This is a genomic window from Nodosilinea sp. P-1105 (assembly GCF_012911975.1).
GTDB lineage: Bacteria > Cyanobacteriota > Cyanobacteriia > Phormidesmidales > Phormidesmidaceae > Nodosilinea.
The window spans coordinates 41,941-57,129 of record NZ_SMDQ01000021.1 but is presented as its reverse complement, the minus strand read 5'-3'; the positions used below and the strand labels follow the sequence as shown (position 1 = coordinate 57,129).

The 15,189-nt window shown below is 55.6% G+C and carries 10 protein-coding genes; 9 read left to right on the top strand and 1 reads right to left on the bottom strand.

Annotation, left to right across the window (positions count from 1 at the left end):
* The first annotated feature begins 25 nt into the window (after positions 1-25).
* From E1H13_RS11450 to rodA, 4 genes are all read left to right on the top strand, one after another.
* Positions 26-346: a hypothetical protein gene (locus E1H13_RS11450; protein WP_169613547.1), complete on the top strand. Its 321-nt coding sequence runs from the start codon at positions 26-28 to the stop codon at positions 344-346.
* Positions 343-720, top strand: a complete 378-nt coding sequence (locus tag E1H13_RS11445) for a DUF4359 domain-containing protein (protein ID WP_169613546.1) — start codon at positions 343-345, stop codon at positions 718-720. The genes E1H13_RS11450 and E1H13_RS11445 overlap by 4 nt, the downstream gene beginning before the upstream one ends.
* 285 nt (positions 721-1,005) lie before the next feature.
* On the top strand, positions 1,006-2,079 hold the full coding sequence (locus tag E1H13_RS11440) for an Mrp/NBP35 family ATP-binding protein (RefSeq protein ID WP_169613545.1): 1,074 nt from the start codon (positions 1,006-1,008) through the stop codon (positions 2,077-2,079).
* 13 nt (positions 2,080-2,092) lie between these two features.
* Positions 2,093-3,361 (top strand): rod shape-determining protein RodA, encoded by a 1,269-nt coding sequence (rodA, locus tag E1H13_RS11435; RefSeq protein WP_169613544.1) that lies wholly within the window; start codon positions 2,093-2,095, stop codon positions 3,359-3,361.
* On the opposite strand, the gene E1H13_RS11430 is transcribed toward rodA, so the two are convergent.
* Positions 3,358-4,668, bottom strand: a complete 1,311-nt coding sequence (locus E1H13_RS11430) for a peptidoglycan-binding protein (RefSeq protein WP_169613543.1) — start codon at positions 4,666-4,668, stop codon at positions 3,358-3,360. The two genes, rodA and E1H13_RS11430, sit on opposite strands and share 4 nt — an antisense overlap.
* A 242-nt stretch (positions 4,669-4,910) precedes the next feature.
* Between E1H13_RS11430 and ftsH the strand changes: the two genes are divergently transcribed.
* From ftsH to psaA, 5 genes are all read left to right on the top strand, one after another.
* Entirely contained in the window at positions 4,911-6,797 is a 1,887-nt protein-coding gene (gene ftsH / locus E1H13_RS11425; protein ID WP_169613565.1) for an ATP-dependent zinc metalloprotease FtsH, read from the top strand.
* 1,187 nt (positions 6,798-7,984) lie between these two features.
* Positions 7,985-8,737, top strand: a complete 753-nt coding sequence (locus E1H13_RS11420; RefSeq protein WP_169613542.1) for a MinD/ParA family protein — start codon at positions 7,985-7,987, stop codon at positions 8,735-8,737.
* A gap of 10 nt (positions 8,738-8,747) precedes the next feature.
* Entirely contained in the window at positions 8,748-9,779 is a 1,032-nt protein-coding gene (gene glsA, locus E1H13_RS11415; protein ID WP_169613541.1) for a glutaminase A, read from the top strand.
* Complete coding sequence (locus E1H13_RS11410) at positions 9,769-11,937, top strand: PAS domain S-box protein (protein ID WP_206070358.1); 2,169 nt, start codon at positions 9,769-9,771, stop codon at positions 11,935-11,937. The genes glsA and E1H13_RS11410 overlap by 11 nt, the downstream gene beginning before the upstream one ends.
* 875 nt (positions 11,938-12,812) lie before the next feature.
* Positions 12,813-15,077 carry a photosystem I core protein PsaA gene (gene psaA, locus E1H13_RS11405; protein ID WP_169613540.1) on the top strand — a complete coding sequence of 755 codons (2,265 nt, stop codon included), beginning with the start codon at positions 12,813-12,815 and terminating at the stop codon, positions 15,075-15,077.
* Positions 15,078-15,189 lie beyond the last annotated feature (112 nt).

Below are 15,189 nucleotides of genomic sequence, written 5' to 3'. Positions count from 1 at the left end.
GCGTTTTAAGCGAGGCATTCCTGTCATGTTTACAGTTCCTGAGCTTGAGTTTTTACCCCAGGGCATAGAAGCCGTTGTGGAGGAGGAGATTGCCGTCTACGAGCCCGGCTTGGTCAAGGTCTACGGCCAACGGTGGCGGGCCAAACTGTATGACCTTAACTGTCAAACCCGGCTACTGCGACATCAGCCAGTGCTGGTTGTCGCCAAGGAAGGCCATGTGCTGTTGGTGATTCCGCACCATTGCTTGCTGTGGGACCAGTACATCGATACCTATTGGCGCTATGTGTCTCCCGCAGAGATCACCACCATGCGTCGCCATGAGGCAGCTTGGAGGTTTTCAGCATGACTAGATTACCGCTGTTTTCGGTGCTGTGCTTAGCCAGCGCCCTGCTAGTTCAAACCAATCCCAGTCAAAAATCCGGTTATCTTGATGCGGCGACTACCCTGGTCCAGGAAACCTGCTGCCGTCAAGGGGCTGTAGCGTTGGTCTGCGATCGCGCCCAGCCCTCCTTAACATGCGGCAGCTTTAGGCCACTGGCCAGGCAAATGGTCAGGCAGGTGCTCAACTTCTATACCCCAGCCCCCAGGAACTACCTCTTATTTACGGTCTATAGAACTGAGCTACCCGAGGGGAATATCCATGCCCTTGGCATCGCTGGCCATCATCTCTTTTGGCCCCTGTCCCCTGAGTTATCCCAGGCCTGCCAGAGCTTAATTTAGATCCCTGTGGCCCTAGCTGGTCAGATTAACTGGGGTACTTTGAGGGGGCTTCTGGATCACAAAATCCTCCTGTAAGGTGGGCAAAGTTTTCGTGGCCACCGATTAATAGCCCTGATGGGCACGGGCACGGCCCTTTGCCCATCCTACGTAAAGGGAAAATCTTTCCTAGAGATCACCTGAGCAGATTTGCTCAATCGGGGTCAGTGCCCTTTAAGATGAGGGATAGTCGTTAATTAGTTAATGTCTTAATTGTAACTGTCACCTCAGCCCACTGACTGCAACCCCATGACCCTAACTTTAGATTCCAACTCCGTATTGGAGGTGCTGCGTCCCGTCCAGGATCCTGAATTACAAAAGAGCCTGGTGGAACTCAACATGATTCGCAACGTCGCAGTGGAGGAGGGAAATGTCAGCTTTACCCTAGTGCTGACCACCCCCGCCTGCCCCTTGCGAGAATTCATTGTGGAGGACTGCGAGAAAGCGGTGCGCACGCTGCCGGGGGTGGCTAATGTCAGCGTTGAAGTAACCGCCGAAACCCCGCAACAGAAGTCATTGCCCGATCGCACTGGGATTGAAGGGGTGAACAACATCCTGGCAGTGTCCAGTGGTAAAGGGGGGGTAGGCAAAAGCACTGTGGCCGTGAACCTGGCCGTATCCCTGGCCCAGGCGGGGGCCAAGGTGGGGCTGATTGATGCTGATATCTATGGCCCCAATGCCCCGATGATGATGGGGTTGAGCGATGCTAACGTCAAAGTCCGTCAGGGTCCCCAGGGGGAAGTGCTGGAGCCCGCCTTTAACCACGGGGTGAAGATGGTATCCATGGGCTTTTTGATTGACCCCGACCAGCCGGTGATTTGGCGCGGGCCGATGCTGAACGGGGTGATTCGCCAATTCCTGTACCAGGTGCAGTGGGGCGAACTGGACTATTTAATTGTGGATATGCCCCCCGGTACCGGCGATGCTCAGTTGACCCTGGCCCAGGCGGTACCCATGGCCGGGGCAGTGATTGTGTCGACCCCGCAAAACGTGGCGATCGCCGATGCCCGCCGGGGCCTCAAAATGTTCCAGCAGCTCCAGGTGCCGGTGCTGGGGGTGGTGGAAAACATGAGTGTGTTTATTCCCCCCGATGCCCCCGATCAGCGCTACGACATTTTTGGCTCTGGGGGCGGCGAAAAAATTTCCGCCGAACTGGGGGTGCCCCTGCTGGGCACCATTCCCCTAGAAATGACCGTGCGCCAGGGGGGCGACCAGGGGGTGCCGATTGTGGTGCAGTATCCTGAATCGGCCTCGGCTAAGGCGCTGTGGGCGATCGCCCAACAGGTGGCCGCCAAAGTCTCTATCGCCGCCCTGGCCTCTTAACTGAGGAATCACCATGCTAGATAGGCTAGATACACGGTGGCAAAAACAATGGCGTCTGTTTGCGGGTGGCTGGCAGGAAGTCGACTGGCTACTCATGACCCTGCCCATTGTCCTCACTGCGTTTGGGGCAGTGGTCATCCATAGTGTTCGGAACCATGCAGAGACCGCATACGGCTTAAATCACTTGTTTGTCGGGGTGATTGGTTTGGGCTTGGCCCTGTGGATTTCTCGCAGCCGCTACGAAACCCTAATGGGGTGGCGCTGGATTATCTACGGCTTAGCCAATCTGTCCTTGGTGGCAGTGATTTTCATTGGCACCGTGGGGTTGGGAGCCCAGCGTTGGATCACCATCTTGGGCTTTAACTTTCAGCCTTCTGAGTTTGCCAAGCTGGCGATCATCATTACCCTGGCGGCCATGCTGAGCCGGCGAGATGCCTCTAGCCTGTGGGGCGTGGTAACGGCGGTGGCAATTATTTTGCCCCCCTGGGCGCTGGTGTTCATTCAACCTGACCTGGGCACGTCGCTGGTGTTTGGGGCGATTACCCTGGGCATGCTCTACTGGGCCAACTGCAACCCGGGTTGGCTGGTGATTTTTATCTCCCCGCTGGCGGCAGCGATCTTGTTTCACCTGAATTTACCCATCTGGCTAGGCTGGAGCCTGGGCATGGGGGCGATCGCCTGGTTTACCCTGCCCTGGCGCTGGTTCAGCACCGTACTGGTGACGGCGATTAATTTAATTTCTGGCAAATTGGGCAGCGTCTTTTGGGGCCTGTTGCAGGACTACCAAAAAGATCGGCTGATCCTGTTCTTAGATCCCCACAAAGATCCCCTGGGGGGCGGCTATCACTTGATTCAGTCCCGCATTGCCATCGGGGCTGGGAAGCTCTGGGGCCAGGGGTGGGGGGAAGGCTCCCAAACCCAGCTCAGCTTTATTCCCGAGCAGCACACCGACTTTATCTTCTCCGCCATTGGCGAGGAGTGGGGCTTTGTGGGCGCCATAGCGGTGATTGTGGCTTACTGGTTTATCTGTTATCGGCTGGTGATTATTGCCCAAAACGCCAAGGACGACTTTGGTTCGCTGCTGGCGGTGGGGGTGCTTTCAATGGTTGTGTTTCAGGTGGTGATCAACATTGGCATGACCATCGGCCTGGCCCCGGTAACGGGGATTCCCCTCCCCTGGCTGAGCTATGGGCGATCGGCATTACTCACTAACTTTCTGGCCTTGGGGGTAGTGCAGTCGGTGGCCAACTTCCGCCACCGACTGAAGTTTACCGATAACTAAAGGCCTAAACGCGATCGCGTCTGTGGTCCGACAATGCCGTCAGACACCAGTCCTCGGCTAGTTTGATATTGCCGCACCGCCCGGTCTGTGGCAGGGCCAAATGCCCCATCCACAACCAGGGGAAACCCGGCCTGGGTCAGGGCTCGCTGCAAGGCTCGCACATCGTCCCCCACCATCAAGGGACTGGCCAGGCGCAACATCCGGGCCGAAGCCGGAGGGGATGTGGGCGACTGCTGCAGCCTGGCCCAGGTCTGGGGACCGACAATGCCATCCACCGCTAGCCCTTGTTGCCGCTGAAACTGTTCCACCGCCGCCCTAGTCGCCGGGCCAAAGACGCCATCTACGGTAATGGTGGCCCCCTGACGGCGCAGGGCCTCTTGCAACGTCCGGACATCATCACCCCGCATCATCGGGTTCGTCAGCAGCAGCAAGCGCTGCCCGCTAGGGGGTGGGGGGCTGGGCGGGGTTGGGGACGGGCCAGACCTCAACCTGCCCCAGGTTTGGGGACCGACAATGCCGTCTACCGCTATCCCTTGTTGCCGCTGAAACTGTTCCACCGCAGTTCGGGTGGCCGGGCCAAACACCCCATCGGCGGTAATGGTGGCCCCCCGGCGTCGGAGTTCCGCCTGCAATGCCTGGACATCGGCCCCACGCATAAACGGCGTCCTCAGCATTAACAGGCGATCGCCGGGGGGAGTGGTTGACTCAGCCCCTGTGCCCACCTGGGGCCGAACTGCCAAGTAAGCCTGGGCTTCTCGGCTGAGGTTGGACCCAGCCACCGGGGTGCGTCCCCCCGACAAATAGCGCTGACCGGCCGAACTTAAGGATATACCAGGGGTATCGGCCAAAAATACATTGGCCTCCGCCAGGCGTCGTCGCAGCAGCCCTTCTTCCACATTGCTGCCGGGGTTACGGTACAGAATCAGGGCCGCCTCAATATCCTGCCAGGCTTGCTGGCGTAACACGCGGGAAATGGTTTCAAATCCCCGGTTGCCGTAAAAATGAGCCCCCAGGTTGTAGGCGAAGCTCAAAATCGCCCCCTGTTGATTGTCATTCAGGTTGCCCCAGCCTGGAATGCGGGTTAGGGGAGGTAGAAAGCTCTGCTCAGTCTGCCCCATGAGCAGGTCATCGGCCTCGGCCCGGGTGATGCGCTCCCCCAGCCGAAACGGGCGACCATCTTGGCGGCGGGTGGATCCCCAGCCAATGGTAATTGGTTCAGCCCCGGTCTTGGGGTCTGGGTAGGCTTCTAGACGAAGCCCTTCAAAGGTTTTAATCAGCTCTAAACCGGGCAAAGGCACCCTGGCCATGTTCCGTGTCTCCTTGGTCAGCTAAGACGTCGGCTGCCATGCCGAACACCGCAAGTTTAGCGAGTTTCTGGATGAACGGAATGATCGATTGGGACTGAGGGGCGGGGAATAAAAAGGCAGAGCAGTCAATTCAAAACCAGAAGGTTAGACTAGAGGACAGCCCATCAGGTATTTGAAGATACCGGGCTCGAACACTCTGGTTTTTCCATTAGATTCCATTTAGATCCAGATCCCCTATGACTATGCCTTCCCTTGGTAAGCTGCGCCGTTCCTCCACCGCCACTGGCTTGGTGACCATCGGCTGGGTTTTATTACAAACCCTGATGCCCCTACCCCCAGCCTTAGCCGATGCTGACCCCGAGGAGCTCACCTACGGCCAGTTCCTCGAAAAAATCGACCAGGGCCAAGTGGAGCAGGTGGATTTAGACGAAGACCGGGGGGTGGCCTATGTCCGGCTAGAGGGGGATAGCGAGGAAGATGCCCCCCATCAGGTGGTGCTGTTTGCTGGGGAGCGTAATCCAGAACTGATTCGGCGGCTACGCAATAACCAGGTAGATGTAGAGATTCGTGATTCGGCTGGCAATGGCGCCCTCACCTGGCTGGCGACAAATTCGTTGCTGGCGCTAATTTTGGTGTTTGGGCTGCTGATGTTGCTGCGGCGATCGGCCTCTGGGGCCGGGAATGCCATGAGCTTTGGCAAGTCGAAAGCCCGCTTTCAAATGGAGGCCAAGACTGGTGTTGTCTTTGACGATGTCGCCGGAATCGAAGAGGCCAAAGAAGAATTGCAAGAGGTGGTCTCATTCCTCAAGAGTCCAGAGAAGTTCACAGCCATTGGGGCCCGGATTCCCAAAGGGGTGCTGCTGATTGGTCAGCCGGGGACCGGTAAGACCCTGCTAGCCAAAGCGATCGCCGGTGAGGCCAGCGTTCCTTTCTTTAGCATTTCCGGGTCAGAATTTGTAGAAATGTTTGTAGGGGTTGGGGCTTCTCGGGTGCGTGACCTGTTCCGTAAGGCGAAAGAAAGCGCCCCCTGCATTGTCTTTATTGATGAGATCGACGCTGTAGGCCGCCAGCGAGGGGCTGGCATTGGCGGCGGCAACGACGAGCGGGAGCAAACCCTCAACCAGCTGCTCACCGAGATGGATGGGTTTGAGGGCAATAGCGGCATCATTGTGATCGCCGCCACCAACCGGGTAGATGTGCTGGATCTGGCCCTGCTGCGCCCAGGCCGGTTTGACCGCCAGGTGATTGTTGATCTACCCACCTACAAAGGGCGACTATCCATTTTAGAAGTCCATGCCCGCAACAAAAAAATTGAGCCCGATGTGTCCTTAGAAGCCGTGGCCCGTCGCACCCCAGGTTTTTCAGGGGCTGAGCTGGCTAATCTACTGAACGAAGCCGCCATTCTCACCGCCCGGCGCCGCAAAGAGGCCATGGGCATGCCAGAAATTGAAGATGCGATCGATCGCATCACCATTGGCCTCAGCCTCACCCCCTTGCTAGACAGCAGCCGCAAGCGCATGACCGCTTACCACGAGGTGGGTCACGCCCTGTTAACTACCCTGCTCACCCATTCCGATGAGTTGAACAAGGTCACCATTATTCCGCGATCGGGGGGCATCGAAGGCTTCACCCAGTCTCTGCCCAACGAAGACATCATCGACAGCGGCCTTTACACCCGCAACTGGATCGTGGATCGAATTACCGTGGCCCTGGGGGGCTTTGCCGCCGAAGCCGAAGTCTTTGGCGACGACGAAACCTCCACCGGAGCCAGCGGTGACATTCAGCAGGTGACCAACCTGGCCCGGCAAATGGTGACCCTCTACGGCATGTCAGACCTGGGGCCAGTGGCCCTGGAAAGTATGGATAATCAGGTCTTCCTAGGGCGCAACCTCATGCCCCGCAGTGAGGTCTCTGAAGAAATGGCCAGCAAAATTGACGACCAGGTGCGCACCATTGCCCTCACCTGCCTGAGCCGAGCTCGCCAGATTCTGCGGGACAATCGCCCCCTGATGGATCACCTGGTGGACCTACTTCTGGAACGGGAAACCATTGATGGGGAAGAGTTTCGGCAGATCGTTGGTGAGTACACCGAAATTCCTGAGAAGTTTCTGGTGAAAGCAGGTAAGTAGACCCATACCAAGTCCAGCTTGGGATCTGGAGTTTTCCCACAGGCAGAACTCCAGGTCTAGATTTGGATTTGGTTTAGTCCAGCGTCAAGACAAGAATCAGGGCTTCGACAGGCTCAGCACTGGTAGCTGAATCCAGTCTGGAACTGATAGCGCTGGCCAGATAACTTACATGAGTAAGCACCGACCGGGATGCTCTCTATCTGGGGCTACTAAGTCCACATAAGTCCTGTGAGACCCTTGTGGGCAGGGCTTTCCCTCCATCCCCCAGCCCCTTCCTCCCAAAATGGGAGAAAGGGGAGTAGAGCTTTCAAAGCCCCTCGCCCTTCTGGGAGAGGGGTTTGGGGAGAGGGCCAAGATGTGTGTACTTAGTAGCTATCTGGGGGCAGGGGCCTGCGGCGGAGGGGGTCCCAAAATCTATGTCCTGGTTCTATGTCCTTAGCTTGATTTGGCTAGGTCTGCTGAATTGATAGAACGATTGAGTCTGACCCAAGCAAACCGGGCAGAGTCACGGTTGCGATCGCGATGTCTTGCCCAAAGCCTGTCAAACATCGTTGACATTCAATCCAGACCACCTCCGCCATAGATCAAGTGAAGCAATCGGTTGAACAAGCCGCCAAAGGACTCACTGGCTAATAAGGGACTCCCCAGCCAATCAAGTCCTAACCTCAGGTCCTCGCAAGCGGGAATCGACGCTGGGATAACCGCTTCAAGCAGTACCTCCTGATTAAGGCGTACTCCTAAGCACCTAACCGATTCAAACCTGCCGACTCATCAGATCTCCCCCATGCCCTAGATGACATGGGGATTTTTTGTCAGCCAGCAACCATAGCCTAGAGCACCGGTACAGTATGCCAAGATCCCAGGGTTCTTGGGCTGGTTAGCCAGGGATTTTGGGGTATCCGAGGGCAGAACCCTGGGATCTGTAACGGCGTTCTAGCCCAACGCCGCCCTATGTCACAGTTCGATGACTTCTTTATCAAGCGATTCAATACTCTAGAGCATCGGTACAGTATGTCAAGATCCCAGGGTTCTTGGGCTGATTAGCCACGATTTTTGGGGCATCCAGGGATAGAACCCTGGGATCTGAACCGGCGTTCTAGCCTTTCGACTGCTTGCTTATGCTTGCTTTATAACTTTGTGTTGATGTACAAGAAGCTAGCTCATGTTGTCAGCGGTGTTAAAGCATCATGCCGAAGGTGATTTCCATTCACTCCTACCGAGGGGGCACAGGCAAGTCGAACTTTACGGCCAACTTAGCGGCCACTGTGGCTGCTTTAGGCCATCGGGTTGGGGTGATAGATACCGATGTGCCGTCCCCAGGCATTCACAACTTGTTTTGCCTCGAACCCGAGCAGATGGGAATCACCCTGAATAACTATCTCTGGGGGGAAAGTCCGATTCAGGATGCGGCGTACGATATCAGTGCCAATATTGGTTTAGACGAGTCTGGGCGGCTTTTTCTGGTTCCCTCCAGTGTGAAAGCCGATGACATTGCCCGAATTTTGAAGGACGGCTACGACGTCAAGCTGATGAACGATGGCTTCCGCTCCCTGGTGAAAGGGTTGGAGCTGGAATACCTCTTCATTGATACGCATCCGGGGCTATCGAAGGAAACGTTTCTATCCATTGCCATTTCCCATGTGCTGGTGTTAATCTTGCGCCCCGACAAACAAGATTACCAGGGCACCGCTGTGACCATGGATGTAGCCCGCCAGCTGAACGTCCGCAAAATGCTACTGACCATTAACAAAGCGCACAGCAAACTCAACCTAGAGGCCTTAAAACAAAAAGTCGAGGCCACCTACGGGGAGACCGTGGCCGGGGTGTTTCCACTGTCAGAAGACATTGTGCAACTGGCTAGCGAAGGGGTGTTTTGCGTTAAATACCCAGAGCATCCGGTCAGTCAAGAATTTCGCAACGTTGCACAACAAATTCTATAAGAGCAGCATCATGGCAGATTTAGGCGATTTGCAATCTCTCACCAGTTCAATCACCGCGGTCACCTCCCCCTTTCGCAATTATCTCAATGATTTGCATGCCAAGTACCAGAGCCTCAATGATGGAGCGGTAGCAGACTATATCCCTGAGTTGGCCCTGGCCAAACCAGAGTGGTTTGGCATTTGTGTGGTAACCGCCGAGGGCCAGGTGTTTGAAGTGGGAAACTGCGACCAACTGTTTACCATTCAGTCCATTTCCAAGGCATTTGTGTTTGGCTTGGCCCTGGAAGACCATGGTCGGGACTATGTGAATAGCAAGGTCAGCGTTGAACCCACCGGGGAGGCGTTTAATGCCATTGTGCTGGATGAGGTGACTAATCGGCCCTATAACCCGATGGTGAATGCCGGGGCGATCGCCACAGCGGACTTAATTAAAGGCCATAGCTCCACCGAACGCCTCAAGCGCGTGCTGGCCATGTTTCAGCGCTACACCGGCCGAGAGCATGACATCAATGTGCCCGTCTTTTTATCTGAAAAAGCGACCGGCTTTCGCAATCGGGCCATGGCCTATCTGATGCTCAACTTTGGCATGATCAGCGATCGGATCGATGAAACCCTGGATCTCTACTTCCAACAATGTTCGATCATGGTTAATGCCAGGGACCTGGCCATGCTGTCGGCCACCCTGGCCAACGGCGGGGTCAACCCAGTCACCCAAGAGCGGGCGATCGACGAACACCATGTCCAGGATGTGATCAGCGTCATGCTGACCTGCGGCATGTACGATGCCTCTGGGGAATGGTGCTATCGCGTCGGCATGCCAGCCAAGAGTGGGGTGGGGGGCGGAATTACGGCGGTCGTACCTGGCCAGTTGGGGATTGGTACGTTTTCTCCACCCCTGGATGCCAAGGGCAATAGTTATCGAGGCATCAAAGTCTGCGAAGACTTAGCTAAGGATTTTGGCTTGCATGTGTTCAATGCTGCCAAACCAGAACGGGATATAAACGAGTGGATTGCTGGAGGCAACGACCTGAATGACTGGTAGACCCGGCGGTCAGCGGCCCTATAAGTTTCCCCTGCGCACCACCCTGGTGGTACCGTTTATTTTGCAAATTATGGCCGCCGTGGGGCTGGTGGGGTTTTTGGCCTATCGCAGTGGCCAACGGGCCGTGAACGATGTGGCCAGCCAGTTGCGCACAGAACTGACCAATCGAATCACCGAAACCTTGGCCAATTACACCGAGGCACCCAAGATCATCAACCAGCTCAATGCCAGTGCCATGGCCCAGGGGGATATTGATGTCGGTAACCCCAGGGGGGAGTATCAGTTCTGGCAGCAAATGCAGATCTATCCCACCCTCAGCTATGTCTACTGTGGGGATGAAACTGGTGCCTTCTTTGGGGCCAGTCGATCGGCTGGGGCCGACGGCTCTGAGGTGATGATGCACTTTAGCAACCCCTCAACTAACTTCATCCGTCAAGACTATAGCTTTGATCAGTGGGGCGATCGCACCGAACAGATCGGTACCCTGGATACTCCCTACGATCCCCGGGAGCGCCCGTGGTATGGGGCAGCTGAGCGCAGTGGTGAAGATGTGTGGAGCGAGGTGTACATTGCCTTTGCCTCCGGATTTCCCACGATTACCGCCAGTCGCCCCGTTTTTAATCGCCAGGATGAGGCTCTGATCGGAGTTTGTGCCGCCGACTTTTTCTTGCCCCGGGAAGTGAATAGTTTCCTCAACCAGCTGGAGATCGGCAAAACGGGTACAGCCTTTATCCTGGAGCGATCGGGGCAATTGATTGCCACCTCAACCACAGCGCCCACCGTAGATGACAGGGGCGACAGCAGCGAACGGATTCTGGCCACCGCCAGTCAGGATGACACCATTCGGGCCACGGCCACAGCCCTGGCCAGCCAGTTTGGCGACTGGGAAGCCATTCAATCAGTTCAACAGCTGGACGTTCAGTTCAACGGCACCCGGCAATATGTGCAGGTGGTCCCTTTCCGAGACAACAACCTCGATTGGCTGGTGGTGCTCACCATCCCAGAGTCTGACTTTATGGCCCAAATCCAGGCCAGCCAGCGCCAAACCCTGGGACTCATCCTGGCGGCCCTAGTGGGGGTCACTGGGATTGGTGTTCTCACCTCCCGCTGGGTGACCCGTCCGCTGCTGCGGGTAGCTCAAACCTCGAATCAGGTGGCCCAGGGGGATCTCGATCAACAGGTAGACCCCAGCCCCATTCTTGAAGTCGATACCCTGGCTGGATCGTTTAATCGGATGGCAGGCCAATTACAGGCATCCTTTGAGGCCCTCCGCCACAGCGAAGCCACCAACCGGGCCATTGTGACCGCCATTCCTGACCTATTGATTCGAGCCAAACGGGATGGCACCTATCTGGATATTGTGGGCAGCGATCGCCTCCAGGGAGTGCATGGGGTGCAAAACTTTAGCCCGGGCAACACGGTCTACGAATCCCTGCCTGCGGATCTGGCTGACCTGCGTATGCACCACATCCAAAAAGCCCTGGACACCGGGGAATTACAGGTCTACGAACAGCGGATTAGCCTGGGCGATCAACCCCAGGACGAAGAGGTGCGTATTCTGGTGCTGGGGGAGGATGAGGTCTTGATCATGGTGCGGGATATCACTAAACGCAAGCGGGCCGAAGAAGCCCTACGCATTGCCGAAGAGAACTACCGCAGCATCTTTGAAAATGCCCTGGAAGGGATCTTCCAATCCTCCCCCCAGGGAGCGTTCATCAATGCCAACCCCGCCCTGGCCAACATTTACGGCTACGATTCCCCCGCCGAACTGATCGCCAGTGTGACTAACATTGGCGATCAACTATATGTCGATCCAGAAAAGCGAGCTGAGTTTAAGTGTTTGATAGAACAGCAGGACGCCGTCAAAAACTTTGAATACCGCTGCTATTGCAAGGATGGCAGCATTGTCTGGACTGAGATCGACGCTCGGGTGGTGAAAGATAACAGCGGCAAGGTGCTCTATTACGAAGGAATTGTGCAGGACATCAGCGATCGCAAGCGACAAGAGGCAGATCTCAGGAAGCAACTCGAAGACTTACAAATTGAAATTGACCAGGCCAAGCGAGAGCGAGAAGTCGCCATGCTAACCGAGAGCAACTACTTCCAAGAAGTGCAGCAGGAAATCGCTGACGTTAATCTAGACGAGTTTTGGAGCTAGAGCATCAGTGCAGTATGTCAAGGTCCTAGGGTTCTTAGGAGATTTCTGAGAAAGACAATCCCGCTTGTTGTCAGCGATCGTGATTTTCGTAGGGTGGGCATTGCTCACCACTCGGCAGAAAGTTGCCTAGAAGTCACCTTAAGCTGATTAGCCCTGAGTTTTGGGGCGTCCTAGGGCAGAACCCTCCTAAGGAAACAGTGCTCCGATCGTCCGATCGTAGGGTGGGCTTTGCCCACCAGCCCCAGGAAACGCCCTTACAAGGTTTCCTCCTACTCCATCGAAGGGCACCGCCGTTAGTCACGTTAGTCAACCGCTGGGATCTGTACCGGCGTTTTAGCTCGGCTTGGTAGAACTCTGATCACCGCTGATTAAGATGTCAGAGGCCAGGTGCAAGGTGCAAGGTGCAAGGTGTCAGGCCACTAACGGATCCCCTTTGGCAGTAACCCCGGATCGTCTTGATAGGCGCGATCGGCCAACCAGGCTCAGCATGGCCGCATGCGTGCCTTAGCAACAGTCCAAAGTCTAGGAAATCTCAATGGAGCAACTTAATAGTTAACATTTATTAACTAAATTCTTGGCCATTCAGGCCTTGCCAGCAAAAAACACCGTTTCTTATTGAGTTTTGTTAATGAAAGCCATGGCAGAGTTCAATTTTCTGATCAGAGTAATTCCAGAAAGCCCGTGGATCAAGGGGTTTCGTAGCTTGAATTATTGTTAACCTAAGTCAAAAACGGTCAAACCACGAGACTATAATGCACATGAGCAGTCACCGTCTAAGTAACGGTTGTACCTGTAGACTCCCACAGTCAAAGGTATAGTTCTGACCAAAGACGATTGATTCTTGTTTTGCTTTGTCTAGAGAGAGGAGAGTCTCCATGACAACTACCCCGCGCGAGCGGGAGGCGAAGGCCAAAGTCACCGTAGATAAGGATCCGGTTCCTACTTCTTTTGAGAAGTGGGCTAAGCCAGGACACTTTGATCGGACTTTGGCTAAAGGTCCCAAAACCACCACTTGGATTTGGAACCTCCACGCTGACGCTCACGATTTCGATAGTCACACCAGTGATCTAGAAGACATCTCGCGCAAGATCTTTAGTGCGCACTTCGGTCACTTAGCCGTCATCTTTATCTGGCTCAGCGGCATGTACTTCCATGGCGCTAAGTTTTCCAACTATGAAGCCTGGATGACCAACCCCGCCGGAATTAAACCCAGTGCTCAGGTGGTCTGGCCAATCTTTGGTCAGGAAATTCTGAATGCTGATGTTGGCGGTGGTTTCCAGGGCATTCAAATTACCTCTGGGCTGTTCCAGCTGTGGCGGGCTTCCGGCTTCACCAACAGCTACCAGCTCTACTGCACCGCCATCGGTGGTCTAGTCATGGCTGGCCTGATGCTGTTTGCCGGTTGGTTCCATTACCACAAGGCTGCCCCCAAGCTGGAGTGGTTCCAGAACGTGGAATCGATGATGAACCACCACCTGGCAGGTTTGCTCGGTTTAGGCTGCCTCAGCTGGGCGGGTCACCAAATCCACGTCTCTCTGCCCATTAACAAAATGCTGGATGCTGGCGTGGCTCCGCAGGATATTCCCCTGCCCCACGAGTTCATCCTGAATAAAAGCTTGATGGCAGATCTATACCCCAGCTTCGCTGAGGGTTTGAAGCCATTCTTTACCCTTAACTGGGGCGTTTACGCCGACTTCCTCACCTTCAAGGGTGGTTTGAATCCCGTAACCGGTGGCCTCTGGCTGTCGGATACGGCTCACCACCACCTGGCTCTGGCTGTCCTATTTATTGTTGCTGGTCACATGTACCGCACCAACTGGGGCATTGGCCACAGCATGAAGGAAATTTTGGAAGGTCATAAAGGTGATCCACTGCTGTTCGGTGGCAAAGGCCACGATGGCCTGTACGAGAACCTGACCACCTCCTGGCATGCTCAGCTGGCGGTTAACCTGGCCATCCTAGGTTCCTTGACCATCATCGTGGCGCACCACATGTACGCCATGCCACCCTATCCGTACATTGCGACGGACTATCCCACTCAGTTGTCGCTGTTTACCCACCACATGTGGATTGGCGGCTTCCTGATTGTAGGGGCTGGTGCTCACGCCGCCATTTTCATGGTGCGTGACTACGATCCAGCGGTGAATATGGACAACGCCCTGGATCGGATGATCCGCTCCCGGGATGCGATCATTTCCCACCTCAACTGGGTGTGTATTTTCCTCGGCTTCCATAGCTTTGGTCTGTACATCCATAACGACACCATGCGGGCATTGGGCCGTCCCCAGGACATGTTCTCTGACTCCGCTATTCAACTGCAGCCGATCTTTGCCCAGTGGGTACAAGGTCTACATACAGCAGCGGCTGGCTCCACCGCCCCCAACGCCCTAGCTGGGGTTAGCCCCGTGTTCGGTGGCGATGTGGTGGCTGTGGCTGGCAAAGTAGCGATGATGCCCATGACCCTCGGTACCGCCGACTTCATGGTGCACCACATCCATGCCTTCACCATTCACGTAACCGCACTGATTCTGCTCAAAGGGGTGCTGTACGCTCGTAGCTCCCGCCTGATCCCGGACAAAGGCGAACTGGGCTTCCGGTTCCCCTGCGACGGGCCTGGTCGGGGCGGCACCTGTCAGGTTTCCGGTTGGGACCATGTGTTCCTGGGCCTGTTCTGGATGTACAACTCCCTATCCATCGTGATCTTCCACTTCAGCTGGAAGATGCAGTCCGACATTTGGGGTACGGTGAGCCCCGATGGCACGGTGTCTCACATTACTGCTGGCAACTTTGCCAACAGCGCCATCACCATCAACGGCTGGCTACGGGACTTCCTGTGGGCTCAGGCCTCCCAGGTGATTGGGTCTTATGGTTCGGCTCTATCGGCCTACGGCTTGCTCTTCTTGGGCGCTCACTTTGTTTGGGCCTTTAGCCTGATGTTCCTGTTTAGTGGTCGCGGCTACTGGCAAGAACTGATCGAGTCCATTGTCTGGGCTCACAACAAGCTGAAAGTGGCCCCAGCCATCCAGCCCCGTGCGCTCAGCATTACTCAGGGTCGGGCTGTGGGTGTAGCCCATTACCTCCTCGGAGGAATTGCCACCACCTGGGCCTTCTTCTTGGCCCGCATTATTGCGGTGGGATAGGTTTCCCGTCATGGAATCTCCTGGGGGCGAGTTGGAGCGCACCGCAGTGCGCCCCGACACCGCCCCTACCACCCGAATTCATGACTCAAATGTCGTACTAAATCCGTTTTGA